This is a genomic window from Lentzea roselyniae (assembly GCF_039537795.1).
Classification (GTDB): Bacteria; Actinomycetota; Actinomycetes; order Mycobacteriales; family Pseudonocardiaceae; genus Lentzea; species Lentzea atacamensis.
Window position 1 is genome coordinate 108,200 of sequence record NZ_BAABBE010000004.1, and the last position, 22,757, is coordinate 130,956.

The following is a 22,757-nucleotide window of genomic DNA, read 5'->3' on the forward strand; positions in this document are numbered from 1 at the left end:
GTGTACTCGCAGATCAGCCCGCACCGGGCGCAACGCGTCGACCTCCCGGGCCGCTACGGCACGATCGCGGCGCTGCGCGCGCCCGCGGTGGGCGACGACGCGCTGCGCACGACGGCACTGCTCGTGCCGGGCTACACGGGTTCCAAAGAGGACTTCGCGCCGATGATCGACCCGATCGCGGACGCGGGTTTCGAGGTCCTCGCGATCGACCTGCCCGGCCAGCAGGACTCGCCGGGCCCTGACGACGAGGCGCTCTACCGTCCCGGCCCGCTGGGGTCGGTGATCGCCGAGCTGATCGAGAAGGTCGCCGCCGACGGCCGCCGCGTGCTGCTGCTCGGCCACTCCTACGGCGGCCTGGTGTCACGGGCCGCGGTGTTCGCGGGCGCGCCGATCGCCGGTCTGACGCTGATGTCGTCCGGCCCGTCCGAGCTGCCGGCCGGTGAGCGCCGCACGGTGCTGGAGGTCGGCGAGCACGTGCTGAACGAGCAGGGTGTCGAGGGCACTCAACGGCTGAACGAGCTGCGGTCGTCGCAGAACCCGGCGTGGGTCGCGCTGCCGCAGGAGCTGAAGGACTTCTACCGCACCAGGTTCCTCAAGTCGCCGGCGGCGGCGTTGCTCGGCATGGGCAACGGGCTGCGCTACGAACCGGACCAGGTCGCGAAGCTGTCCCGCGCGCTGCGGTCGTCGGGCATCCCGGCGCTGGTGGTGTGCGGTGACGCGGACGACGCGTGGAGCCCAGCCGCTCAGCGCGACATGGCTGAGCGGCTGGACGCGGACTTCGCGGTGCTGCCCGGCGTGATGCACTCGCCGAACACCGAGGCACCACACGAGCTCATGGCCACGCTGCTGCCGACGTGGCGAGCGTGGCTGAGCTCGTGAGCGGTTTCAGCCGTCGGAACGACTGAAACCCTGCCTCAGAAGCGGAAGTCGATCACGCGCTCGTCGCTCGCGCTGTAGCTCGGCGGGTAGCCGTTGATGTTGGCCGCGACGAACGCGGTGCCCCACCGGAAGGCCCTGTTCTGCGCCGCGACGTTCATCGTGATCGTCTCGAACGCACCGGTGCAGTTGATGCTGCTCTTGTAAGCGCCGCCGTTGGCCACACCGCCGATCACGGTCTGGCTGACGTTCAGGTTCAGCGACGCCTGCGAGCCCTTCGGGCACGCGTACGTGACCTGGATCTCGACCGCCGCGCCGAGCGCCTTGATCTTGGCCGGCGACTCGACTCTGATCGCCGCGACCGAAGGCGACTCCGCGCTCACGTCGGCCATGACCGGCGCGATGGACGCGAGGATCGCGCCACCCGCGACGGCCACGACCGCCAGCGTCTTGCCCCCGGAGAACTTCGTCATGCTCGTACCCCCTCAACCAGTCCGTCCCGTGTGGACGGAAACCCCAGACCGGCGCAGAGGCCGGCGACGACGAGCACGACGGGCAGGTGCCACAGGAAGTCGAAACCGCTGTGCACCACCGGGGTCGGTATCACCGTCACCGCGTGCCCGGCCACGCCGTCGCCAGGCAGCAGCGCCACTGTCGAGGCCACGCACACGTTCACGTTCATCACGCCGGTGGGCGGGCTCGCCGCGCTAATCGGCGGCGGCGACTTGATCCTGTCGAGCACCAAGGGAGTCATGCCATGCGAAAGCTGAGGGGTGACGACCGGGGAGCGCTCGGCGTGCTGATCGGCATCCTGCTCGGCTTCGGTGTCCTGCTCGGCATGGGCGCGATCGTCATCGACGTCGGCATGGTCTACCAGGAACGCGCCGAGCTGCAGAACGGTGCCGACGCGGGTGCGCTCGCCGTCGCCCGCGGATGTGCGACCGGCGCCTCGACCTGCTTGGTCACCAAGGCGAACCACTACGCCAACGAGAACGCCAAGGACGGCGTGTCCGCTGTGGGCCAGGTCTGCGGGTTCTACGGCAACAGCATGCTGTCGGCGTGCGGTGCCTCACCGGACGTCGTCACCGTGGCCGTGGGCCTCCCCGACGCCGACGGCCCGCGAACTGCGCGACCGCTACCCGACGCTCGGCATCGTGGTCCTGACCGCACAGGGCGAGGACGACGTCCTGTTCCGCGCCATGGAGACAGGCGTCTCGGCCTTCGTGGGCAAGGCCGCCCCGATGGAAGAAATCCTGTGCGCCATCCGCCACGCGGCCGTAGCGGCCTCGTCGTTCACAGCGGCAGGCCTGGCCCTGGCGATGGCCCGCCGCCAGTCCACCGCCGCCCGCCTGGCGCTGTCGCCGCGGGAACGCGAACTGATGCTGCTGCGCGACGGCGTGTCGATCCCCGCCATCGCCCGTACCTTGTACGTGTCGCCGTCGACCGCCAAGACCTACGTGTCACGCCTCTACGAAAAGCTCGGCGCCTCGAGCCGCGCCCAGGCACTGATGGCGGCGCTGCGCAACGGCCTGATCCGCTGCGACGCCGCCACGGCTTAGGCCCACCAGAAGGTCCACAGCGTCGCCCCGGCCACCGCCAGCACCGCCAGAGAGGCCACCGGCGCCTTCCAGTCCGCGTACCGGTCGGCCACGATCTGCCCCGCGATGACGAGCAACGCCGCCACGACGTGCGCGGTGACCGAGAGAGTGCCGGGCCCCGGCAGGTCGCGGGAGTTCGCGTAGAACTGGACGCCGATGTTCCCCAGCGCGAGCAGCACCATGCCCACCGCGAGCACACCGCTCACGGCGCGCAGGATTCCGTAGGTCCGCGACGGCCGCTTTGCTGCTTTCACGTCCACCCAGCCACCCTACGGGGCGCCTGGGGACGGCGGCTCGAGGGTCGGAGCACCGCGCAACGCCCCAGCAACCACCGCCGTGCAGCCCGAAGCGGTGAGGTCCGCACCGCCGCCAACACCCGTGACGCAGGCACCGCCAGCACCTAGGGAGCCAACAGCGCCCAAGGCTCGATCGCCGGAGCCGCCGCCTGCCCCTCAGGACAGCTGCGCCGGAAGTCGCACCACTGGCACTGCCGCCCCGTGACCGGCGGGAACAAGATTTCCTGGTCGCCGCCCGCCTTCAGCGTCTCCGTGGCCAGGTCGATCTCGTCCGCCGCCTCCTCCGCGCGCCGGACGTGCCGCGCCAGCGACTCCTCCGTGTGCTCCCACACCGCGACCGATCCCGAGGGCAGGTGGTGCAGCTCGACGCGACGGCACGGTTTGCGCAGCGTTCGGCGGGCGGCCAGGGCGTAGAGGGCCAGGGCCTGCGAGCCTCGGGCGTCGTCCGAGGTCAGGACGTGACGGCCGGTCTTGTAGTCGACGATCACCAGTTCGCCGTCGCGGTGGTCGATGCGGTCGACCCGGCCCTCGGCCACGATGCGCTCGGTCGGCGAGGACACCCAGCGCTCCACGCCGAGCGGTTCGAAGTCCACGTCGAGCGACGCCACGTAGTCGTGCACCCAGCGACCGGCGCGTGCCCGGTACTCGGCGGCCTGGTCGACGTCGCGGAAGCCCTCGGACTTCCACTGCCGGTTCACCAGCGCGACGGCCTGGTCCGGTGTGCGGCGGTCGGCCGGCAGGTCGAAGAGCGCCTTCAGGGCGTTGTGCACCACCGCGCCCAGAGTGTTGTGCGCCCAGGCGCCGCCGCGGGGTGGGGTGGGGCGGTCGAGGTACGTCATGCGGTAGCGGCGCGGGCAGTCCGTCCACGTCGCGAGCTTCGCGGGCGTCACGCGCACGAGCCGGCGGGGTGCCGCGGTGCCGAAGTCGAAGCCGAGTTGTTCCACCCCGACCAAGTTACTCAGCACCCCTGACAGTTTCTGATGGCCCCTGCTCCGCAGATGGCGTCGGGTTCGCCTTCAAGTCGGCCGTCCGGCCGAAGCGAACTCGCTACATTTCACGGCATGGAGATCTGGCACAACCCGCGCTGCTCCAAGAGCCGCGCCGCCAAGCAACGCCTCGACGACGAGGGCATCGAGTACACCGAGCGCCGCTACCTCGACGACGCCCCCACCGCCGAGGAGCTCGACCGCGTCCTCGAGCTCCTGGGCAAGGAGCCCTGGGAGATCGCGCGCACCAAGGAACCCGCGTACCCCGAGCTCCTCGAACACGACCGCGCCAAGTGGATCGCGCACATGGTCGCGAACCCGAGCCTGATCGAGCGCCCGATCATCATCGACGAGGACAAGGCGCACATCGAGCGCTAAGCGCCGGAGATGAAGCCCTGCACCGAGGACGCGACCAGCTGCACGGCGATCGCGGCCAGCAGCAGACCGGCGATCTTGGCCATCAGCAGGATCCCGCTCTCCTTGAACACCTTGATCAGCAGGCCGGCGGACCGCAGCGTCCCCAGCAGCACGAGGTGCACGGCCACGATCGCCGCGGCCAAAGCCAGATAAGACCCCAAAGCGCCGTCCGCCTGACGCACGAACACGATCGTCGCGGCGATGGCACCGGGGCCGGCCAGCAGCGGCGTTCCCAACGGCACCAGTGCGATGTTCACGTCCTCGACCTCGGGGTGCTGGGTGGCGCCCTTGCCGGTCAGCAGGTCCAGCGCGATCAGCAACAGCAGCAGCCCGCCCGCGCCCTGCAGGGCTGGGATGCCGATGTGCATGTACGCCAGGATCGAGTTGCCCGCCACCGCGAACAGCGTGATCACCAGGAACGACACCAGCACGCCCTGCCGCGCCGCCCGCTTGCGCTGGTCCCGCGACTTGCGGCCGACCAGGCCCAGGAACACCGGCACCGTGCCCGGCGGGTCCATGATCACCAGCAGCGTGATCGTGGCCTCGATGAACAGCCGCACGTTGAACATCGCACCCGCCTAACCCACGAGGATCTTGGCGCCCGTCGCCCGCTCGGCCAGAGCATCCAGCATCTCCGGGGCCGTCGTCTCCGCGCCGAGCCGCACCGTCTTGTTCGTGCCGTGGTAGTCACTCGACCCGGTGACGATCAGGTCCAGCGACGAAGCCAGCGAGCGCAGCGAGGCACGGGTGGCGGCGTCGTGGTCCGGGTGGTCCACCTCGAGACCGGCCAGACCGGCCGAAGCCAGCGAACGCACGACGTCAGCGGTCACGATCGGGCCGCGGGACCGCGCGAAGGGGTGCGCCAGCACCGTCACGCCGCCGGCCTCGGTGATCATCTCGATCGCGCGCTCGACGGGTGTGTCCGTACGGCCCACGTAGTAGCGCCCACCGGTCAGGTAGGTCGCGAACGCCTCGTCGACGGACGTCACCACTCCGGCGCGGATCAACGCCTGCGCCAGGTGCGGCCGACCGGCCGGCGCGTCGGCAGGCAGCCGCGACATCAGGTCGTCAGGGTCGATCGGGAAGCCGTCGGCCCGCATCATCTCGGCCATCTTCTGCAGCCGGTACCGCCGCGCCTCGCGCAGCCGGGACTGCTCGGCCATCAACGCGGCGTGCGTCGGGTCGTACAGATAGGCCAGCAGGTGCACGGTGATCGTGCGGCCGTACCCGTCAGGCGACGCGCACGACAGCTCGGCTCCGCGCACGAGACGCAGACCAGGAGGCAGCGCGGCCGCGGCCTCGGCCCACCCGGCGGCCGTGTCGTGGTCGGTGATCGCCACCGCGTCGAGTCCGGCTAGCGCCGCCGCCTTCACCAGTTCGGCAGGGCTGTCGGTGCCGTCGGACTCGGACGAATGGGTGTGCAGATCGATGACCACGTCGTCCAGTGTGGACGACGTGCCCGACGGACTCCGCTACGGGACCATCTTCTTCCCGCGCGCGGCCCGCTGTGCCTTGATCATCGAGAAGCGCTCGGCCTGTGCCTTCTTGTCGCCGAAGGTCAGCTCCGAAATGGCGTCGTACACCTCTTCGGGATCCGGCAGGTACTCCAGGCGGTTCAGCGCCTGGATCTGACCGGCCGACTCCACGATCAGCGTGCCGTAACCGAGCATGCGCCCGCCCACGGTCCGCTCATAGGTGAGGTCGGTGACCTTGCTGATGGGCATCATCGCGACCTTGGTCTCGAAGACGCCCGAGGTCAGCATGAACCGCTTGTCGGTGACGACGATGCGCTCGACCCACCACTCGATGATGAAGTAGGCGAGCCGCAGCAGCACGAGCAACCCGCCGTACCACAGGACGTTCTGGATCACACCCGCGTTGCTGGGGAGCAGGTACGAGATCATCATGAAGCCCGCGAGCAATGCCGCTGCTTCGAGCACGTCCCAGATCAGGTAGGACCAGTGCCTGCGCACCCGGATGACCCGACGCTCGCTCGACAGCAGGTAGTCGTCTGGATCACGTGGTGCGAACATGCGCTACCAGCCCTTCCTGGTACCAGCCAGTGCCTGTCCCTGCCCGCCCGCAGTGCACGGGTGAACTAGAACAATTGTCGCACGAAGGTGATCAGGGCCTCAGCCGCAGTTCGCAGCGAGTTGAGGATGTTCTGCACCAGCTGTGCCGCCTGCTGGGGCTCCGCGATGAGAAAGAACAGCAGCAAGGCGATTCCGGCGAAAGTGAGGATCTTCTTCAGGTTCACGGTGTCCACCCCGTCCGCGTTCCGCACCCGTTTGGCGCCGTTCGTGACCGTTGTACAGCACGATTCAGCGCCTTGGGAGATTTGTACCGCAGCCGGGGTAGCGGACTGCACCGCCGTTCCGGGGTGACTACGCTTCGTGTTCGTGACGGGCAGCAGCGAGCGCACGATCCGTTGTGTCGGTGCCATCGTGCATGACTCGAACGGGCGACTACTGCTCGTGCGACGAGCCAATCCTCCAGGTGAAGGCCTGTGGTCAATACCAGGAGGACGCGTGGAGCCTGAAGAGACGGACGAGGCTGCCGTGACGAGGGAAGTCGTCGAAGAAACAGGACTCTCCGTCACCGTCGGCCGACTCGTCGGCAGCGTCGAGCGTCCGGCCCCGAACGGGGTTTTCTTGATCTTCGACTACGAATGCCAGGTCACGTCAGGTGTGCTCCGGGCGGGCGACGACGCATCGGATGTCACCTGGGCGGACAGTGCGATGTTGGCCACACTTCCGACCGCGGACGGTCTCCTGCAAGCGCTTTCCGACTGGAACTGCCTGCCCAGGGCCTGATCAGGGTTCACGCGATCGGGGAGGGCGTTCAGCGCCAAACGAGACGTTGCCCGTGGGCCTCGGTGGTCGCAAGAGTGGTCCTCTCGACGTCCGAGTCACGCACACGGATGAGCCGCAGCTCACCGTCCTCGTGCGCAGCCCACCAGACAGGCCTGTCCAAAGCGGACAAGGCGGGCACGAGGTCGAGTCCCGAGCCGCTCGAGATGACCACGAGCGGCGCGTCGATCTGCTCGACCGCTTTCGCGAGGTCCGCGACCGGGTCACCGGCCACCAGCCGGGGCGGGTTCTTGCGGAGCACCCCGCACGCCACCCCGAACAGCCGCAGCCGCTCCGGTTGGTCCGCCCACACACACGCCTCCAGCCAGGCGTACGCGTCCTCATCCGCCAGATCGGCGGGTGCCACGCCGATGCCCGCCTTCGCGGCCACCTTGACCGTCTTGGGCAGCTTCGGCAGCACCGCGCCAGGCGCAAGCTCCAGCGCGCAGTGCAGGCCCAGCGCGGCCTTGGCGGGCCCGGCGACGAGCTGGCCGGCCTCCCGGGTCTGGTAGCGGTACGAGTACTGGTCGAGACCGAGCAGCAGGCCGGCGGTCGTCGCGGCCTCCACGAGCCCGATCGGCCCGCTCGCCTGCTTCGCCGCCGCGGCGACGGCCGGGTAGAGCAGGGCGGCGCGCCGCACCTCGTTGGTCTGGATCACCTGCGAGCTCACCAGAGCCCGCACGCGATCGCCTCGCTCCAGCAGGAAGTCGCGGAACAACGGCCAGGTGCTCTCGTCCGCGCCGTAGGTCCCGCCGAGCGACGGGTAGTAGTTCGAGAGCTGATGGAACGGCTCGGCCTGCACGAGCCGATGCGCCGCCGCCAGCAGGAGCTCGCCCGTGGCGTTGTCCTCGCTGGCGGCGGTCAGCAGATCGGCGATCTCCGGATCCTCGGCAGCACGCGACGCGAGGTGTTCGTAGAGCGGCGAGATTCCCGCCGCCTCCGCCGCGAACGCACGCAGGCGCTGCTGTGCCAGATCCAGAGAAGTCACGTCACTCCTTGGGTTCAGGGCGCCCGGGCTGCTCGCCGCCGCGTGCGTCACCGTAGGACTTCTTCGGCACCATGACCTTGCGCCGGAAGATGCACACGACGGTGCCGTCCTGCTTGTAACCACGCGTCTCGACGTAGACCACGCCCCGGTCGTCCTTGGACTTCGACGGCGTCTTGTCGAGCACCTCCGTCTCACCGTAGATCGTGTCACCGTGGAACGTCGGCTTCACGTGCCGCAGCGACTCGATCTCCAGGTTGGCGATCGCCTTGCCGGAGACGTCGGGCACGGACATGCCCAGCAGCAACGAGTAGATGTAGTTGCCGACGACGACGTTCTTGCCGAAGTCCGTCGTCTTCTCCGCGTAGTTCACGTCCATGTGGAGCGGGTGGTGATTCATCGTGAGCAGGCAGAACAGGTGGTCGTCGTACTCCGTGACCGTCTTGCCCGGCCAGTGCTTGTAGACCGCTCCGACCTCGAACTCCTCGTAGTACCGACCGAACTGCACCGCGCCTCCAACTACGTGTGATCGAGATCTGTCTCAGGTGGGGAGACAGTCTGAACAGAGAGGGAGTACCCTCGGCAACCGGTGTGTGAGGATTTCCACCACCAGTGACCTTCGCCCCGAGGAGGTGAGGACCCCTAAATGAGCAAGGACCCCCACCCTGCCAGTACCAAGCGCGTCCTCACCGTGGCGGCTTTCTAGATCCATCTAGAACGTCCGAGTTTCACCTGGTCAGGACGCCCGTCGTGCTTCAGCACTTCCACGCCGGCGTGTGTACCTGGAGGAACTCACCATGCCCAGCCTGCCCTCGATTCGCGGCCGCGGCTCCCAGCAGCGCCCGACGCCGCACATCTCCGTGCCGTTGTCCCACTACGTGGTCGACTGCGCGGTCTACGTCGACGGCAAGCGTTTGCCCGGTCGCTGGACGCACACCGACGCCGTCAAAGAGGTGCGCAAGCGCAAGGACGGGTTCGTCTGGATCGGACTGCACGAACCCGACGCCGAGCAGATCCAGGGCATCGCGGACACCTTCGGCCTGCACGAGCTGGCGGTGGAGGACGCGGTCCACGCGCACCAGCGCCCGAAGCTCGAGCGGTACGACAACACGCTCTTCATGGTCTTCAAGACCGTCCGCTACGTGACCAACGAGTCCCCCGACACCGCCAACGAGATCGTCGAGTCCGGCGAGATCATGGTGTTCCTCGGCAAGGACTTCGTCATCACCGTGCGGCACGGCAACCACTCCGGGCTCTCCAAGCTGCGCCACGTCCTCGAAGCCGATCCCGAGCGGCTGGAGATCGGCCCCGCAGCGGTGATGCACGCGATCGCCGACCAGGTCGTCGACAACTACCTCGAGGTCACCGACCACATCGAGGACGACATCGACCGCATGGAGGAGCGGGTCTTCGCGCCGCGCACCGAGGTGAGCGCGGAGCAGATCTACATGTTCAAGCGCGAGGTGGTGGAACTGCGGCGCGCGGTGATGCCGCTCGCGAACCCGTTGCGCCGCTTGGCAGAGGGCTACACCCCGCTCATCCCCGAGCAGGTGCGGGCGTTCTTCCGCGACGTCGACGACCACCTCACCGAGGTCTCCGAGCGCGTCACGGCGTTCGACGAGCTGCTGACCACGCTGGTCGACGCGACGCTCGCGAAGATCACGCTGCAGCAGAACACCGACATGCGCAAGATCACCGCCTGGGTGGCGATCATCTCGGTGCCGACGATGATCGCCGGTATCTACGGCATGAACTTCGAGTTCATGCCGGAGCTCAAGATGAAGTACGGGTACCCGGTGGTGATCAGCCTGATCCTCGTGGCGTGCCTGACCCTCTACCGAATATTGCGCCGGAATCGCTGGCTCTAGTCCCGGTTTCGCTCGCGTTGTTCGTTGTAGAAGGGCCCTGTCATGACCAGACTCCTCACCAACATCCGCTTCTGGATCCTCGCGTTCCTGCTCTGCTGGATCACCACCGTGTTCGTGCTGATCAGCGGAACTCCCTGACGTGCACCGCCAACTGACCAACCCGCGGTTCTGGATCGCGGTCTTCGCCGCGGGCTGGTTGCTGATGGTGGTCGTGCTCATCACTTTCTGGCCGGCGCCGGGAAGGGAATCGCCGGACGAGCTCGCCGTGGAAGTGACGAATGCGTTGCGCGCGCACGACTTCCACAAGTTGGAGCCGTTGCTGGCGATCGGCGGCGAGGACGTCGCCAAGTCGACCGTGGGGCACTTCCAGTCCGCGCAGATCGAACGCGGCGTCTACCGTGACGGTGCCGTCGTCATCGAATACACGCGCGACGGCACACGTGCGGAGTTCCGCCTGCCCGTCGAGAAGCAGGACGGCCGGTACGTGGTGAACGCGGTCATCACTCCCACGGGGTGACGTTCCAGGTGAACGGCGTGCCGTGGCCCTCGCCGTACCCGAGGTTCAGCGAGATCCCGGCCGGCCAGAGCTTGAGCAGCAGTTCGAACCGATAGGTGTCGTCCGCGCGCCGCGGCTCGAACACCAGCAGTGCCAACGGTGTGGTGGGCGTCGCCTTCGCGGCGGCGTCGGCCAGGACAGCTCGTCCCATCGCCCGGTCGGCGGGCGAGACGTACTGCCACACCACCGAATGCCACACCACCGTCAGCACGTCGCGTTCGACGCGGGCGAGCTGTTTCGCGAGCCATTCCGGCCCTGCTGACCGGTCGACCTTCACCGGGTCCGTGGCGGCGAGGTCCAGCGCGTCGCGCAGGCGGTTCCACCGGCCGAGCTGGTCCGCCCAGACGAACGAGCTGAGGTGCAGCCGTCCGTCCTCTGTGGACACGTCGACCGGGTTGAGGTCGCAGCCAGCGCGCCCGACGACGCGCAGCCGGTGGCCGAGGTCGGCCGGCGGCCTGCCGGTCCACTCGGCATCGAGGACGAGGAGGCTGTCCGGGTCGCCGAGCACCGTGCCGTCGTCGAGCCGGTAGCCGACGTGGTGCGGGCGCAGGTTGAGCCCGCCGCTGGCACCGACCTCCAGCAGCCGCACGCAGAACGGCACGTGCCTGTTGGCGGCCTTCGCGGCCTCCTGCGCGGCGACCATCAGGCCGCCGTAGAGGGGCGCGCTGCGGCCGGGTTCGTTGGTCTGCACGACCGTGGCACCGATGCGGTACCTGAGGAGGTCCGCGTGCGCCTTGAGAGCGGGCAGCGCGTCCTCCCACAGCGTCGGCAGGTGCGGCTGGCCGCCGACGGACGGGTAGTGCTTCGCGAGCTCCGGCGCGCGTCCTTCGAGCACGAGCCGGTGCACAGCGCCCGCGAACCGCAGGCCGGGCACGCTGCCCTCCCGGTCGCGTTCGGAGCCGGCCATGATCCTGGCCGTGACGCCGCCCAGTCTCAGGTCCTCGGCAGCGTCGTTGAGGAGTCGCTGGGTCAGCGGACTGCGGTCGCGGCATCCGTGAGCGGCCGCGGCGAACAGCTCGGCAAGCACGGTGTTGACGCTAGTGGCAGCGCTGTCCCGCGTCATCCGGAGAAAGCCTTATTACGCTGCTGGAATGGTTCGGGTGCTCGCGGTGGCGGATGAGATCGTCGAACAGCTGTGGACTGATCAGGTGCACCAGCACGAGGTGGACCTGATCCTCGCTGCGGGCGACCTGCCCTTCGACTACCTGGAGTTCCTGGTCAACGCGCTGGACAAGCCCTTGGTGTTCGTCCCCGGCAACCACGACGTCGACCTCTCCGGCTACTCGAACGTGCGCGGTCTGTGGACCAAGGCGGGCGTCCCGGTGCGCTGGCCAGGTCCAGCCGGTGCGGTGAACGCGGACGAACGCGTGGTCGACGTCGCCGGCCTGCGGATCGCCGGTCTGGGTGGTTCGATCCGCTACAACAAGGGCCCGAACCAGTGGACGGAACGGCAGCAGGCCCGCCGCGCCCGCCGGGTGTCCCGGCTGGCCGGGTGGCGCAGGCTGAGGGACGGACGTGGCGTGGACGTGCTGCTGACCCACTCACCGCCGTTGGACTGCGGCGACGAACCGGACGCTCCGCACCGGGGCTTCTCCTGTCTGCACGGGCTGGTCTCGCGGTTGCAGCCGCCGTTCCTGCTGCACGGCCACATCCACCCGCACGGGGTGCCCCGGCCGGACCGTCAGCTCGGAACCACCCGCGTGGTGAACGTGGTCGGATACAAGGTGCTGGACGTTTCGGGAGCTCGCGATGAGACGTGACACCGGTTTTCCCGTGGCCGACGCCGAGAACGACTTCCTCCGGGCCCGCCGCCGGCAGGTGATGTCGCGCCTCGCGGCCTGGCTGCGCCGCGAGCCGGACGACGTGAACATCATGCTGCCGTTCCACGAGGTCGTGGACGCCCTGGGCATCGTGTCCGAGAAGCGTCTGGGCCTGCAGTCGATCCGCCTCGACTCGATCGTGGGCAGCGTCGACCGCACCCGCGACTTCGACCGCCGCTTCCGCCCGACCTCCGGACGCGTCCGTGAGCGGTGGCAGCGTCTGGCGCTGGCCGCGCGCCGCGGCGAGAACGTGCCGCCGATCGAGGTGTACCGGATCGGTGAGCTGCACTTCATCATCGACGGCCACCACCGGGTGTCCGTGGCGCACGCCCTCGGGCTGACGGTGATCGACGCCTACGTGACGCAGGTGATCACCCGGATCAACGCGGCGGGCATCCGGTTCCGCGGCGACCTGATCGTGAAGGACTACCGGCGGCTGTTCCTGGAGCGCGTGCCGCTGACCGGCGAGTCCCGTGCCGCCGTGGTCCTGTCCGACCCGTGGGACTACGCCGAGCTCGGTGAGCACGTCGAGGCCTGGGGCTTCCGGCTGATGCAGGACACCGGCGAGTTCCTCGACCGGGCGGAGATCGCCCGGCGCTGGTACGCCGAGGAGTACAAGCCGGTCGTCGCGATGCTGCGGCAGGCCGACATGATCGGCGACCGGACGGAGACCGAGGCCTACATGTGGGTGGCCGCCGAGCGGTACCGGCTGATCCGCACGCACCGGTGGGACGCCGACGTGATCAACGCCGTGCGCGAGGAGAACCGCTCGCACGGCCGCGCTCAGCGCGGTTAGCGCGGGCTCCTGTCACGGCCACGGTTCGCGAGTTCGCCAGGCGCGCAAACTCGCTCGCGAGCCGGCCGAGGCCGTCGCTAGCGTGCCCACGTGACTGATCTTGTTTCCGAACGCCTGATCCTGCGTCCCTGGGATACCTCCGACGTCAACGCCGTGGTGGAGGGTGTACGGCAACCGTCCTGGGCTGCCGACTTCCCGGCCGAGGGCGACACGGTGATCGCGGGCGTCATCGCGTCGAACCCGGAGTGGCTCTCGCCGTTCGGGCACCGCCTGATCATCGAGCGGGCGACGTCTGAAGTTGTGGGATCTCTCGGCCTGTTCTGGCCTCCTGCCGACGGTCGGGTGGAGATCGGTTACGGCGTGGTGCCGTCACGCCAGGGACTCGGCTACGCCTCGGAAGCGACCGCCGCACTGACTTCGTTCGCACTGTCGCTGGAAGAGGTGCACACCGTGCACGCCAGCGTCGAGCCCACCAACCCGGCTTCCGCCCGCGTGCTGGAGAAGGCGGGCTTCACCCGGTACGCCGACACGGCCGAGCTGATCAGCTATCGGCGCACCGTCAGCTGACCGGCCCGAACTCGCGCTCCAGCACCTCGGGCCAGCCGCCGTGCTCCAGGCCGGTGCCCATGAGCACGTCACGCCAGTCCGTGTGGCTGAGCCGGACCGCCTGCCGCAGCCGCCCCAGGTCGCCGTCCGCGGCCAGCACCACGGCGGCGTGCACGCGTTCGACGTCCTGGTTGCCGGTCTCGGCCGTCGCGAGCTCCCGCAGTGCCTGGCCGGCCTCTTCCGCGCGGAAGTCCTTGCGCACCCGAGCGGCGACGCGGCCGGTGACGCTTACAGGGACGCTCACCGCGGCGCCACCCGCGGGCCGTCCGCGTCGGGCAGGGGCCGGGCCTGGTCCAGCACCTCGTCCGTGTACTTGTCGAGCAGTCGGGTGCCGATCTGTTGTGCGTAACCGAAGATGACCGCCCACAGCAGCAGCGCCGCGGCCGACGGGATGCCGATCAGCCCGCTCGTGACACCCGCTCCCAGGGCGAGGATCCCGACCACCGCCAGTGCCGCACCGAGCATGATCTTGATCAGCGCCTGATACCCGATCATCACGTACGGCGAGAGCGATGGCCGGCGGCGTAAGAGCAGCACCACCGCGGCCAGCACCGCGCCGAACGAGCCGAGCACCTGCACCAGCCACACGTCCACAGCGGTCGCCTTGGTCGTGCCGCCTGGACACACCGTCGGCAGCGCGTTCTCCTTCGGGTCGACGCACAGCGGGATGATCCCGGGCTTCACGATGCCGACGACGCCCAGCACCGTGTTGATCACGAACAGCACCAGCGACGCCGCGATCAGCTTGTTGCGCAACGCCCGCGAGCCGGCGTGGGCGAAATCCGAGTTGTCGTAGGCGGCCCGCAGCGCGTCCACCACGATCGCGCGCTCGACCGCGGGCGCGAACTCCCCCGGCCGCAACGCTTCCAGAGCCCGGCGCCGAGGATCGTCCTCGTCCAGGTACTGCGACACCCGAGCCCGCAACCCCGGCAACCGCCCCAGAAAACCGCGCTCCGCCGAGATCGTCGCCACCTCGGCCTCGTGCAGGGCGCGCCAGGCCCGTTCGATGTACCAACCGGACCACCACGACGGCACCATCCGCCACCACGGCTCCCGATCGCTGAGCATCGCGTCGACCACCGCCGCCTGCTCCTCGGCGGTGCGCCGCCACACATCGCCCTCGGGATCCACCGGATCCGACGGGCCGAGCGCAGCCAGATCCGCGCGGACCCGGTCCAACCGGGACTGCACGACGAGTCGCCAGTCGGTGACTCTGGGTTTGCGCTCAGCCATGTCCCGATGGTGACAGCAGGGTCTGACAATTTCGGCAGCCATCCGTGTGACGTGCGAAAACGCCACCAAATGATAAATACGCTTGTGCTTATATACGCAAGAAGTTATAAACTACACCGTGGACGTTTTCGAGGCCGTGGCCGAACCGAACCGGCGGCACCTGCTGGGCCTGCTCGCCGAACGCGACCGCACCGCGGGCGAGCTCGTCGACAGCCTGCCGACGCTGACCCAGCCCGCCGTGTCCCGCCACCTCCGCGTGCTGCGCGAGGTGGGCCTGGTCGAGGTGAGGCCAGACGGCCAGCGCCGCATCTACGCACTGAAACCCGATGGCCTGCAACGCATCGACGACTGGATCACGCCGTACCGCCGCTACTGGCGCAACCACCTCGACACACTGGAACAGCACCTGGAGAACCGATGAACGACTACGGCACCGTGTCCCTCGACGGCGACCACGCGATCCTCACCTTCCAGCGCAGGCTGCCGTTCCCGATCGACCGCGTCTGGGCCGCGACCACCGACCCCGCCGAACGCAAAGCCTGGCTCAGCACGACGCAGATCGGAGACGGCCGGATCGTCATCGAGCCGGAAGACCCGCCCGCACCCCCGGAGGCCAAGCGCGTCATCGGCCGCATCCTGACCTGGCAGCCACCGGAAGACGGTCACGCCGTCTTCGAACACGAGTGGCAGCAACGGATCGTGGAGGACAGCGTGGTGCGCTACGAGCTCGAAAGCGACGGCGGCGCGACCCTGCTGACCTTCACGCACCGCGGCCTGTCCGAACGCAACGCACTGGGCTTCGTCCCCGGCACGCACGCCTTCCTCGACCGGATGGGGGCCCATCTGAACGGCGAGGCGCTGCCCAACTGGAGCGAGCGCTATGCGGAGGTCGCGCCGGCGTACCCGGCGTGGAGGTGAACGATCAGACCCACTTGCGGGCGTCGGGATTCCAGGCCCCTCGAGGGTCTCCAGCGGTCAGCGGATCGACGAACTCGACCACAGCGGCCACGACATCCCCGAAGCTGTCGGGCAGATGGCCGGCGTCCGGTCCGAGACGCTTCTTGAACGCCGAATAAGCCTGTTGACGCATCTCCGCGAGTTCACCGACCACGGCGGAAAGCGGCCGTATTTCAACGCCACGGTGATGGGTCGTCGCATGCAGAGCCGACCGGACTGACTCGTACGACACGGCTTGTCTGCCGGTCAACGTGTAGAGATCCACGTAGTCACGAACCCTCGTGTTCGCCTCTCGAAGCGCGATGGCCGTGCTGGTCTTCTCCGCCAGAACCGTCTCGATCGGGTAACCGAGCACGGGGACCGGCGCGATTCCCGGCCGCTGCGACGGCAGATCGAGAAGCCGAGGTGCCGGGGTCACCGGGTCGCCGAAGTTGATGTCCAGCTTCAGCTTCACGCTCGCGGTGGAGATGCGGCAACTCATGGTGATCCGAACACCCGCGTAGAGGTCGTCGTCGCGAATCGACTGTGCCGTTGCTGTGTCGATCAGGAACACCACGCCGTCCTCGGGATCCAGTTCGACACGGGCCACGTCCACGACCCGCGCGATGACGCTCTCCTCGTCGTTCGCGAGGTTCCGAGCGAGCAGGTCCGCGTCGGCGGTCGGCCGTCGCGCGTCGAACACGGCGAGGAGCATGCCTCCCTTCAACACGAACTGACCCGTATGAGGGGATGCGGCCAGACGCGCGAGCCATCGCTCCAACACGTACAGCGTCTGCAGTTCCTGAGTGGAACGCCGCTCACGACGCGCCCGGTTCTGCAGGTCCAGGTAGGCGCGGCCACCCGGCGTGGTCTTGGTCGGTCGGCTCACTCTGCGATCACCGCGTCCACGGCGGTGCGCACGGCTCCGAAAACGTTGAGCTCTCGAGCGAGCGCGAGCACCTGCCCCGGCCGTGCGCCACGCCGGAGCAGGTAGCGGCGGAGCGCCGACAGTGCCAGCGGCTCACCGAGCCGGCCTCTCAACCTCATGAGGTCGACGACTGTCCTTTCCGGGTCGTAGATGCGCACGTTCTCACCTGGCGCCGCCTCGACCTCGGTGAGCCCGAGGTCGAAGGTCGCGGCGTTGAAGCGGAAAACCTCGGTTGGCGGGTACTCGATGCGAGGCGGCCGCCTCACACGCGAAACCGCGATCTGGATCTCTCGAGGAATCTCGTCGGTGAGATCGTGGACCTCGGCTGCCGACAAACAGCACACGACTGCGCGCGGCGCACGCACCGACACCGCCAGCAGATCCGGCCACGTCGGAGCCGGCGCGTCCGCCTTGCGGAAGACACCCCTGGAAAGCTCCAGCAGGTCCCCCTCGTCGCGAAGGCGGTAGAGGTCGCGAAAGTGCAGGCCAGCCGTGCTCGCCAGGCCCGTGGTGAACGTGTCCGGCAACGCCTCCAAAGCACCCATGGATAGAAGTGTCGCCAGGTTGATGCGATCTGGCAACACTTCTATCCACCCTGCGGGATCAGGCGGTCTGCGAGGGCTCCACCAGCGCACGGAGCCGGGGAGGCATCCTCTTCTCCAACCCGTACGGTTCGAGGTGGGCCTGCAGCACGCCCGTGAACGCCCGCTCCACCGAAGCGGTGTCCCAGTTGTCGCTCTCCAGAATCGGCTGCTTGAAGTACGGCTGCCCCACGATGTGGAGCTGACGCCCGTTGCAGCGGATGACCTGCCCGGTGATGCCCTCGGCGCGGTCCGAGAGCAGGAACAGCACCAGCGGCGCGACCTTGCCCGGCGTCCGGTCGGCAGGAATGGCACGCAGCGAGCGCTCCGACTTCCACACCATCCGCGTGTGCGCGACCGGGCACACCGCGTTAACGCGGATGCCTTCTGCTTCCAGGTCGAGCGCCCACGAGTAGCTCAACGACGCCACGGCGCCCTTGGTCGCCGAATAGGTCGCCAGTTTGCGCTGACCGAAGGAGGCACCGGAAGAAATGTTGATGATGGAACCGCCGCCGGACGTGCGCATCGCCCGCATCGCCGCGATTCCGACATAGATGACGCCGAGGACGTTCACCTCGACGACCTGCCTGATCGTCTCGGGATCGTCTTCCCACGGGGCGGTCTCGTAGTTCAGCCCGGCGTTGTTCACGAGGCCGTCGACGCGGCCGAATTCGTCGACGCAGAGGTCGACTATCTTGGCCGCCTCGCTCGGATCCGCGACCGTGTGAGTGGAGGCCACTGCACGGCCTCCGTAGCCGCGGATGTGCTCCGCGACCCGTTCGGCCAGGTCACCATCGTTGTCGTTGACCACGACCGACGCGCCGGCGAGGGCCGCGTGCATCGCGTAGGCCTCGCCGAGCCCTCGGCCCGCCCCCGTGATGACGACCGCTTTTCCGTCCAGGATCCCCATTGCACGCTCTCTTTCACTCGGCGGCGGTTCCCCGGAACCCCCCTGTGGTCCTGTACCCGCCTTCGACAAGCGTGCGGACCAACCGAAGCCGTGAAGAACATGTTTCGATGAGACGTCGTTGCCGAGCGCCCAATGGCGAAGCGAGTTCGGCCCGGCAGATGGCCCGCACTAATCAGTCCCTCGGAACCCGGGGCTTTGGACCTAACCCGAAAGAGTGACAAAAAGAGGCCGCCTTCCCGCGCGGGGAAGGCGGCCTCAAAAACGAGAATTCACCGTTCCGTGTAAGTCAGGTTCCTGCCGGTGGACGGGTCGAACAGCTGGACCTTGTCCGCGTCGAACCAGATGTCCGCCGGGGCTCCCTCCACCGCGCCGGACGACGACGACAGCCGCGTCACGAGCGAGATGCCTTCACCCGGCACGTCGTCCGATCCCACGTCCGCCGCCAGTTCCTGCAGCTCGGCCGACGCCGCCTGCTCACCGGTGAGGGTGAAGTAGGCGTACTTGTCCGAGCCCATCGACTCCAGCACGTCCACCTGCGAGGTGAACCTGCCGCCCGACGCCAGCGCCGTCGCCTCGACCAGTTCCGCGTCCTCGAAGTGCTCAGGGCGGATGCCCATGATCACCTCGCGGGGCGCGTCGGCACCCTCCACCAGCTGCCGCACCCGGTCCGTCAGCGTGCAGTCGCCGAGGACCGATCGCAGCGAGCCGTTCTCCAGCGACGCCGGCACGAAGTTCATCGACGGCGAGCCGATGAAGCCCGCGACGAAGAGGTTGGCCGGGTGGTCGTAGAGGAACTGCGGCGCGCCGATCTGCTGCACGACACCGCCGCGCATGACCACGACCCGGTCGCCGAGGGTCATCGCCTCGGTCTGGTCGTGCGTCACGTAGACGGTGGTCGTGCCGAGCTGCTTCTGCAGGCGCGACACCGAGGTGCGCATCTGCACGCGCAGCTTCGCGTCCAGATTGGACAGTGGTTCGTCCATGAGGAACGCCTTGGGGTTGCGCACGATCGCGCGCCCCATCGCCACGCGCTGCCGCTGGCCACCGGACAGGTTGGACGGCTTGCGGTCGAGGTGTTGCGTGAGGTCGAGGATCTCGGCCGCCTCGCGCACCTTCTTCTCGACCGTCGCGTTGTCGACCTTGGCCAGCCGCAACGGGAAGGCCATGTTCTCCTTCACCGTCATGTGCGGATAAAGCGCATAGGACTGGAACACCATCGCGATGTCGCGGTCCTTGGGCGCCTTCTCGTTGACACGCTGCCCGGCGATGCGCAGCTCCCCGTCGGTGATGTCCTCCAGGCCCGCGATCATGTTGAGGGTGGTGGACTTCCCGCAGCCGGACGGTCCGACCAGGATGATGAACTCGCCGTCGGCGATCTCGAGGTCGACCTCCTGCACGGCGAGCGCGCCGTCGGGGTACCTCTTGCTCACCTTGTCCAGAACGATCTCTGCCATTTGTCAGCTCACCCCTTGACGGCGCCGGAGGTCAGGCCCGCGACGATGCGGCGCTGGAAGAACAACACGAAGAGGATGATCGGGATGGTGATCACGACGGCGGCCGCCGCGATCGACCCGGCCGGGTCCTCGAACTGCGAACTGCCGGTGAAGAACGACAGCGCCACCGGCACGGTCCGCGACTGCTCGGTCGAGGTGAGCGAGATCGCGAACAGGAAGTCGTTCCAGCAGAAGATGAACACCAGGATCGCCGTCGTGAACACACCCGGCGCGGCCAGCGGCGCGATGACGCGGCGGAACGCCTGCCCCGGCGTTGCGCCGTCCATCTTCGCCGCCTTCTCGAGCTCCCAGGGGATCTCGCGGAAGAACGCCGACAGGGTGTAGATCGCGAGCGGCAGCGCGAACGTGATGTACGGCAGGATCAGGCCGGGCCACGTGTCGAAGAGGCCGAGCGAGCGCTCGATCTCGAACAACGGGGACACCAGCGAGACCTGCGGGAACATCGCGATCAGCAGCGAGACGCCGACCAGCAGGTTCTTGCCGGGGAAGTCCAGCCTGGCGATGGCGTAGGCGGCCATCGTGCCGAACACCACGGCGATCGCGGTCGCGATGATCGCGATGCCGATCGAGTTGATCAGCGCCCGCGTGAACTCGGACGTCGAGAAGATGTTCTGGTAGTTCTCCAGACTCCATTCGCGCGGGATGAAGTTGCCGTCCGCCAGCGTCGCGGACGACTTGAACGACAACGACACGATCCACAGCACCGGGAACAGCGCGTAGATCACGACGACCGCGTTGAGCAGGCCCCAGCCGACCTTCTTGCCGGTGGTCTCCGCTCCTCCGATGCCTGCCATCAGCGCTTCCCCCCGTCGTCGCTGCCGGGGGCAGCGGTCCCGAAGAGCTTGATGAACACGAACGCGATGATCGCCACCATGATGAAGATCAGCACGGACATCGTGGATCCGATGCCGAGGTTCAAGCCCTTGATGAGGTTGTTGTAGGTCAGCATCGACACCGACGACGTGCCCTGCGAACCCGCGGTGAGCACGAAGAGGTTGTCGAAGATGCGGAACGCGTCCAGCGTGCGGAACAGCAGTGCCACCAGGATCGCCGGCTTCATGATCGGCACGGTGATCTTGATGAACCGCTGCCACGCGCTCGCGCCGTCCATCGCGGCGGCCTTGAGCAGGTCGTCCGGCACGAGCGCGAGGCCTGCCATCAGCAGCAGGGCCATGAACGGCGTGGTCTTCCAGATCTCCGCCAGACCCACGACCATCAGCGCCGGGATCTTCTCCGTGAGCACGGGCTCGCCACCGAGCGCCTCCGCGAGATAGCCGGTGCCGGGTGTCCAGGCGAAGCGCCAGGAGAACGCGGCCACGACCGTGACGATGCCGTACGGGATCAGCGTCGTCGTCCTGACGATGCCGCGACCGACCAGCGCCCGGTGCATGATCAGCGCGAGCGCCATGCCGAGCACGAGTTCGATCGCGACCGTGACAACGGTGAGCAACACCGTCACCCACACAGCGTTCCACCAGTACGGGTTGCTGAGCACCGTGACGTAGTTGTCGAACCAGATCCACTCGGTGCGGTCGGGGAACTTCAGGTCGAACCGCTGCATCGACAACAGGATCGAGTAGAGGATCGGCCACCCGGTGACCGCGACCATGGTGATCGCGGCGGGAGCGCACAGCAGCCAGCCGAGCCTGCGCTCGGCCCTCTTGCCTTCGCTCAGCGCGACTTTCTTCTTGGGGGCAACGGGTTCTTCCGGCGCTGTCCCGGTTTTCTCCGCGGTCGTCTGACTCACGGCAGCACCCCCTTGGAATCGAGCGCGTCCTGCAGTTCCTTGCGCAGCCGATCCGCGGTCGCCTGCGGGTCGATGCTCGCCGGCGGCGACAGGATCGTGGAGATGACCGTCGAGACGTTCTGGTAGGCGGGCGTGCGCGGCCGCACACTCGCGTTCCTGAGCGTCTCCTTGATGTCGTCACGCATCGGGTACGCCTCGGCCATCTCGGGTTCGTCGTAGACGGCCTCGATGGTCGGCGGCACGCCGTCCTTGAGCGCGGCGAGCTTCTGGCTTTCCGCGCTGCGCAAGCACAACACCGCGTCGAACGACTCGTCCGGATGCGTGGTGTAGTTGCTGACGGCGTAGTTGATGCCGCCGACGGTGACCTTCGCTTCCTCACCGCTGAGCGCGGGGTACGGCGCCCACTTGAAGTTCTTCGCGAAGTCCGGCTTCTTCTGCGCCGCCGCGTAGACGTACGGCCAGTTGAGCTGGAACGCCGCGTTGCCGCCCTCCATGGCGAGGCGCGCGTTGTCCTCGGCCGCGTTGGAGAACGACGGGTCGATCGCCTTCGACGTGGCCAGCTTCTTCAACGCCGCCAACGCTTGCACGGCCTTGTCGTCGATGATGGCCTTGGTGCCGTTCTCATCGAGGATGGTGCCGCCGTTGGAATTTACGAGGGTGTTGTACAGCACGACGAGCCCCTCGTACTGCTTCCCCTGCCCCACGATCTGGCCGGGCTTCCCTTCCGCCACCAGCGCCTCGGCCATGGAGATCATCTCGTCCCACGTCTTCGGCGGCGTGGCCACGAGGTCGGAGCGGTACCAGAGGAGCTGGACGTTGGTGTTGTCCGGAGCCCCGTAGAGCTTGCCCTCGTACGTAGCCGTGTCCAGCGGCGTCTTCAGCGTGCCGCTCTCCACCTGCGACTTGACCGAGCCGGTGAACTCCTTGATCCAGCCGGCCTTCGCCAGTTCCGCGGTCCAGGTCACGTCGAGCCCGAGGACGTCCATGCTGTCGTCCTCGGCCGCGAGTCTGCGCACCATCTGCTCGCGCTGGCCGTCCGCCTCACGCGGCAGCTTGTTGTAGACGATGTTGTAGCGCCCACCGGCCTTCGCGTTGCAGCTGTCGACGATGGCCTGGAAGTTCTCTTGGGGGTATTTGTAGACGTTGACGGTGATGCCGCCGCCGCCCGACCCGCACGCAGTGAGCGTTGTTGCCGCGAGCAATGCGGCCCCTGCCCCGACGGCGAGTCGATAGCGCCGTGTCGCACCCATCGGCC

30 protein-coding genes are annotated in these 22,757 nt (G+C 68.0%); 11 read left to right on the plus strand and 19 right to left on the minus strand.

Annotated elements, in window-relative coordinates:
* Positions 1-879 carry an alpha/beta fold hydrolase gene (locus ABFX45_RS07970; RefSeq protein ID WP_109632527.1) on the plus strand — a complete coding sequence of 293 codons (879 nt, stop codon included), beginning with the start codon at positions 1-3 and terminating at the stop codon, positions 877-879.
* Between the two features lie 35 nt (positions 880-914).
* Here ABFX45_RS07970 and ABFX45_RS07975 read toward each other — a convergent pair whose 3' ends face one another.
* On the minus strand, positions 915-1,349 hold the full coding sequence (locus ABFX45_RS07975) for a hypothetical protein (RefSeq protein ID WP_109632525.1): 435 nt from the start codon (positions 1,347-1,349) through the stop codon (positions 915-917).
* 591 nt (positions 1,350-1,940) lie between these two features.
* Here ABFX45_RS07975 and ABFX45_RS07985 point away from each other — a divergent pair.
* On the plus strand, positions 1,941-2,435 hold the full coding sequence (locus ABFX45_RS07985) for a response regulator transcription factor (protein ID WP_233439216.1): 495 nt from the start codon (positions 1,941-1,943) through the stop codon (positions 2,433-2,435).
* Here the strand turns inward: ABFX45_RS07985 and ABFX45_RS07990 are convergent.
* Together ABFX45_RS07990 and ABFX45_RS07995 are read right to left on the minus strand one after the other, a co-directional pair.
* Complete coding sequence (locus tag ABFX45_RS07990) at positions 2,432-2,728, minus strand: hypothetical protein (protein ID WP_146231417.1); 297 nt, start codon at positions 2,726-2,728, stop codon at positions 2,432-2,434. The two genes, ABFX45_RS07985 and ABFX45_RS07990, sit on opposite strands and share 4 nt — an antisense overlap.
* A gap of 146 nt (positions 2,729-2,874) precedes the next feature.
* Positions 2,875-3,714 (minus strand): RecB family exonuclease, encoded by an 840-nt coding sequence (locus tag ABFX45_RS07995; protein WP_109632515.1) that lies wholly within the window; start codon positions 3,712-3,714, stop codon positions 2,875-2,877.
* 117 nt (positions 3,715-3,831) lie between these two features.
* Between ABFX45_RS07995 and ABFX45_RS08000 the strand changes: the two genes are divergently transcribed.
* Positions 3,832-4,134, plus strand: a complete 303-nt coding sequence (locus tag ABFX45_RS08000; protein ID WP_346128721.1) for an ArsC/Spx/MgsR family protein — start codon at positions 3,832-3,834, stop codon at positions 4,132-4,134.
* On the opposite strand, the gene ABFX45_RS08005 is transcribed toward ABFX45_RS08000, so the two are convergent.
* The 4 genes from ABFX45_RS08005 to ABFX45_RS08020 form a co-directional block, all read right to left on the minus strand.
* On the minus strand, positions 4,131-4,742 hold the full coding sequence (locus tag ABFX45_RS08005; protein ID WP_109632511.1) for a MarC family protein: 612 nt from the start codon (positions 4,740-4,742) through the stop codon (positions 4,131-4,133). The genes ABFX45_RS08000 and ABFX45_RS08005 overlap by 4 nt on opposite strands.
* 9 nt (positions 4,743-4,751) lie before the next feature.
* Complete coding sequence (locus ABFX45_RS08010) at positions 4,752-5,609, minus strand: PHP domain-containing protein (RefSeq protein ID WP_211337158.1); 858 nt, start codon at positions 5,607-5,609, stop codon at positions 4,752-4,754.
* A 36-nt stretch (positions 5,610-5,645) separates the two neighbouring features.
* Positions 5,646-6,206 (minus strand): PH domain-containing protein, encoded by a 561-nt coding sequence (locus ABFX45_RS08015; protein WP_109632507.1) that lies wholly within the window; start codon positions 6,204-6,206, stop codon positions 5,646-5,648.
* A 65-nt stretch (positions 6,207-6,271) separates the two neighbouring features.
* Positions 6,272-6,430, minus strand: a complete 159-nt coding sequence (locus ABFX45_RS08020) for a hypothetical protein (RefSeq protein WP_170067890.1) — start codon at positions 6,428-6,430, stop codon at positions 6,272-6,274.
* A gap of 142 nt (positions 6,431-6,572) precedes the next feature.
* Here ABFX45_RS08020 and ABFX45_RS08025 point away from each other — a divergent pair, with 142 nt between their 5' ends.
* Positions 6,573-6,986: an NUDIX hydrolase gene (locus ABFX45_RS08025; RefSeq protein WP_112229039.1), complete on the plus strand. Its 414-nt coding sequence runs from the start codon at positions 6,573-6,575 to the stop codon at positions 6,984-6,986.
* Positions 6,987-7,014: 28 nt separating this feature from the next.
* Here the strand turns inward: ABFX45_RS08025 and ABFX45_RS08030 are convergent, their stop codons facing one another.
* Positions 7,015-8,010, minus strand: coding sequence for a DUF2332 domain-containing protein (locus tag ABFX45_RS08030; protein WP_346128725.1), 996 nt, complete (start codon positions 8,008-8,010; stop codon positions 7,015-7,017).
* 1 nt (position 8,011) lies between these two features.
* Positions 8,012-8,515, minus strand: a complete 504-nt coding sequence (locus ABFX45_RS08035; RefSeq protein ID WP_109632501.1) for a MaoC family dehydratase — start codon at positions 8,513-8,515, stop codon at positions 8,012-8,014.
* Positions 8,516-8,804: 289 nt separating this feature from the next.
* On the opposite strand from ABFX45_RS08035, the gene corA reads away from it, so the two are divergent.
* Both corA and ABFX45_RS08045 read left to right on the plus strand, forming a co-directional pair.
* On the plus strand, positions 8,805-9,875 hold the full coding sequence (corA, locus tag ABFX45_RS08040) for a magnesium/cobalt transporter CorA (RefSeq protein WP_109633251.1): 1,071 nt from the start codon (positions 8,805-8,807) through the stop codon (positions 9,873-9,875).
* A 139-nt stretch (positions 9,876-10,014) separates the two neighbouring features.
* On the plus strand, positions 10,015-10,392 hold the full coding sequence (locus ABFX45_RS08045; RefSeq protein WP_109632499.1) for a hypothetical protein: 378 nt from the start codon (positions 10,015-10,017) through the stop codon (positions 10,390-10,392).
* Here ABFX45_RS08045 and ABFX45_RS08050 read toward each other — a convergent pair.
* Positions 10,376-11,458: a DUF2332 domain-containing protein gene (locus ABFX45_RS08050; RefSeq protein ID WP_112228777.1), complete on the minus strand. Its 1,083-nt coding sequence runs from the start codon at positions 11,456-11,458 to the stop codon at positions 10,376-10,378. The two genes, ABFX45_RS08045 and ABFX45_RS08050, sit on opposite strands and share 17 nt — an antisense overlap.
* 64 nt (positions 11,459-11,522) lie before the next feature.
* On the opposite strand from ABFX45_RS08050, the gene ABFX45_RS08055 reads away from it, so the two are divergent.
* The 3 genes from ABFX45_RS08055 to ABFX45_RS08065 all read left to right on the plus strand — a co-directional run bounded on the left by ABFX45_RS08055 (position 11,523) and on the right by ABFX45_RS08065 (position 13,614).
* Positions 11,523-12,191 (plus strand): metallophosphoesterase family protein, encoded by a 669-nt coding sequence (locus tag ABFX45_RS08055; RefSeq protein ID WP_109632497.1) that lies wholly within the window; start codon positions 11,523-11,525, stop codon positions 12,189-12,191.
* Positions 12,181-13,047, plus strand: coding sequence for a ParB N-terminal domain-containing protein (locus ABFX45_RS08060; protein WP_109632495.1), 867 nt, complete (start codon positions 12,181-12,183; stop codon positions 13,045-13,047). The genes ABFX45_RS08055 and ABFX45_RS08060 overlap by 11 nt, the downstream gene beginning before the upstream one ends.
* A gap of 90 nt (positions 13,048-13,137) precedes the next feature.
* A complete protein-coding gene (locus ABFX45_RS08065) occupies positions 13,138-13,614 on the plus strand; it encodes a GNAT family N-acetyltransferase (protein ID WP_346128730.1) in 477 nt (158 codons plus the stop codon).
* On the opposite strand, the gene ABFX45_RS08070 is transcribed toward ABFX45_RS08065, so the two are convergent.
* Both ABFX45_RS08070 and ABFX45_RS08075 read right to left on the minus strand, forming a co-directional pair.
* Positions 13,607-13,897, minus strand: coding sequence for a hypothetical protein (locus ABFX45_RS08070; RefSeq protein ID WP_146231416.1), 291 nt, complete (start codon positions 13,895-13,897; stop codon positions 13,607-13,609). The two genes, ABFX45_RS08065 and ABFX45_RS08070, sit on opposite strands and share 8 nt — an antisense overlap.
* Positions 13,894-14,886, minus strand: coding sequence for a hypothetical protein (locus ABFX45_RS08075; protein ID WP_109632489.1), 993 nt, complete (start codon positions 14,884-14,886; stop codon positions 13,894-13,896). The genes ABFX45_RS08070 and ABFX45_RS08075 overlap by 4 nt, the downstream gene beginning before the upstream one ends.
* Positions 14,887-15,004: 118 nt before the next feature.
* On the opposite strand from ABFX45_RS08075, the gene ABFX45_RS08080 reads away from it, so the two are divergent.
* Complete coding sequence (locus tag ABFX45_RS08080; protein WP_346128733.1) at positions 15,005-15,307, plus strand: ArsR/SmtB family transcription factor; 303 nt, start codon at positions 15,005-15,007, stop codon at positions 15,305-15,307.
* A complete protein-coding gene (locus tag ABFX45_RS08085; protein WP_346128735.1) occupies positions 15,304-15,804 on the plus strand; it encodes an SRPBCC domain-containing protein in 501 nt (166 codons plus the stop codon). Before ABFX45_RS08080 ends, ABFX45_RS08085 begins: the two co-directional genes overlap by 4 nt.
* Before the next feature lie 4 nt (positions 15,805-15,808).
* On the opposite strand, the gene ABFX45_RS08090 is transcribed toward ABFX45_RS08085, so the two are convergent.
* From ABFX45_RS08090 to ABFX45_RS08120, 7 genes are all read right to left on the minus strand, one after another.
* On the minus strand, positions 15,809-16,711 hold the full coding sequence (locus ABFX45_RS08090; protein ID WP_346128737.1) for a nucleotidyl transferase AbiEii/AbiGii toxin family protein: 903 nt from the start codon (positions 16,709-16,711) through the stop codon (positions 15,809-15,811).
* Positions 16,708-17,334 carry a type IV toxin-antitoxin system AbiEi family antitoxin domain-containing protein gene (locus ABFX45_RS08095; protein ID WP_215732496.1) on the minus strand — a complete coding sequence of 209 codons (627 nt, stop codon included), beginning with the start codon at positions 17,332-17,334 and terminating at the stop codon, positions 16,708-16,710. The genes ABFX45_RS08090 and ABFX45_RS08095 overlap by 4 nt, the downstream gene beginning before the upstream one ends.
* Positions 17,335-17,353: 19 nt before the next feature.
* Positions 17,354-18,241: an SDR family NAD(P)-dependent oxidoreductase gene (locus ABFX45_RS08100; RefSeq protein WP_109632479.1), complete on the minus strand. Its 888-nt coding sequence runs from the start codon at positions 18,239-18,241 to the stop codon at positions 17,354-17,356.
* A gap of 269 nt (positions 18,242-18,510) precedes the next feature.
* Entirely contained in the window at positions 18,511-19,695 is a 1,185-nt protein-coding gene (locus tag ABFX45_RS08105) for an ABC transporter ATP-binding protein (RefSeq protein ID WP_112228781.1), read from the minus strand.
* Positions 19,696-19,703: 8 nt separating this feature from the next.
* Complete coding sequence (locus tag ABFX45_RS08110) at positions 19,704-20,549, minus strand: carbohydrate ABC transporter permease (RefSeq protein WP_109632474.1); 846 nt, start codon at positions 20,547-20,549, stop codon at positions 19,704-19,706.
* Positions 20,549-21,502: a carbohydrate ABC transporter permease gene (locus ABFX45_RS08115; protein ID WP_109632472.1), complete on the minus strand. Its 954-nt coding sequence runs from the start codon at positions 21,500-21,502 to the stop codon at positions 20,549-20,551. The genes ABFX45_RS08110 and ABFX45_RS08115 overlap by 1 nt, the downstream gene beginning before the upstream one ends.
* A complete protein-coding gene (locus ABFX45_RS08120; RefSeq protein WP_109632470.1) occupies positions 21,499-22,752 on the minus strand; it encodes an ABC transporter substrate-binding protein in 1,254 nt (417 codons plus the stop codon). The genes ABFX45_RS08115 and ABFX45_RS08120 overlap by 4 nt, the downstream gene beginning before the upstream one ends.
* Positions 22,753-22,757: the final 5 nt, after the last annotated feature.

Bases quoted from the DNA above. Each gene is read 5' to 3' on its own strand.
- ABFX45_RS07975 (WP_109632525.1), bottom strand. From the start codon at position 1,349: ATGACGAAGTTCTCCGGGGGCAAGACGCTGGCGGTCGTGGCCGTCGCG.
- ABFX45_RS08000 (WP_346128721.1), top strand. From the start codon at position 3,832: ATGGAGATCTGGCACAACCCGCGCTGCTCCAAGAGCCGCGCCGCCAAG.
- ABFX45_RS08005 (WP_109632511.1), bottom strand. From the start codon at position 4,742: ATGTTCAACGTGCGGCTGTTCATCGAGGCCACGATCACGCTGCTGGTG.
- ABFX45_RS08015 (WP_109632507.1), bottom strand. From the start codon at position 6,206: ATGTTCGCACCACGTGATCCAGACGACTACCTGCTGTCGAGCGAGCGT.
- corA (WP_109633251.1), top strand. From the start codon at position 8,805: ATGCCCAGCCTGCCCTCGATTCGCGGCCGCGGCTCCCAGCAGCGCCCG.
- ABFX45_RS08055 (WP_109632497.1), top strand. From the start codon at position 11,523: ATGGTTCGGGTGCTCGCGGTGGCGGATGAGATCGTCGAACAGCTGTGG.
- ABFX45_RS08060 (WP_109632495.1), top strand. From the start codon at position 12,181: ATGAGACGTGACACCGGTTTTCCCGTGGCCGACGCCGAGAACGACTTC.
- ABFX45_RS08075 (WP_109632489.1), bottom strand. From the start codon at position 14,886: ATGGCTGAGCGCAAACCCAGAGTCACCGACTGGCGACTCGTCGTGCAG.
- ABFX45_RS08085 (WP_346128735.1), top strand. From the start codon at position 15,304: ATGAACGACTACGGCACCGTGTCCCTCGACGGCGACCACGCGATCCTC.
- ABFX45_RS08100 (WP_109632479.1), bottom strand. From the start codon at position 18,241: ATGGGGATCCTGGACGGAAAAGCGGTCGTCATCACGGGGGCGGGCCGA.
- ABFX45_RS08105 (WP_112228781.1), bottom strand. From the start codon at position 19,695: ATGGCAGAGATCGTTCTGGACAAGGTGAGCAAGAGGTACCCCGACGGC.
- ABFX45_RS08110 (WP_109632474.1), bottom strand. From the start codon at position 20,549: ATGGCAGGCATCGGAGGAGCGGAGACCACCGGCAAGAAGGTCGGCTGG.
- ABFX45_RS08120 (WP_109632470.1), bottom strand. From the start codon at position 22,752: ATGGGTGCGACACGGCGCTATCGACTCGCCGTCGGGGCAGGGGCCGCA.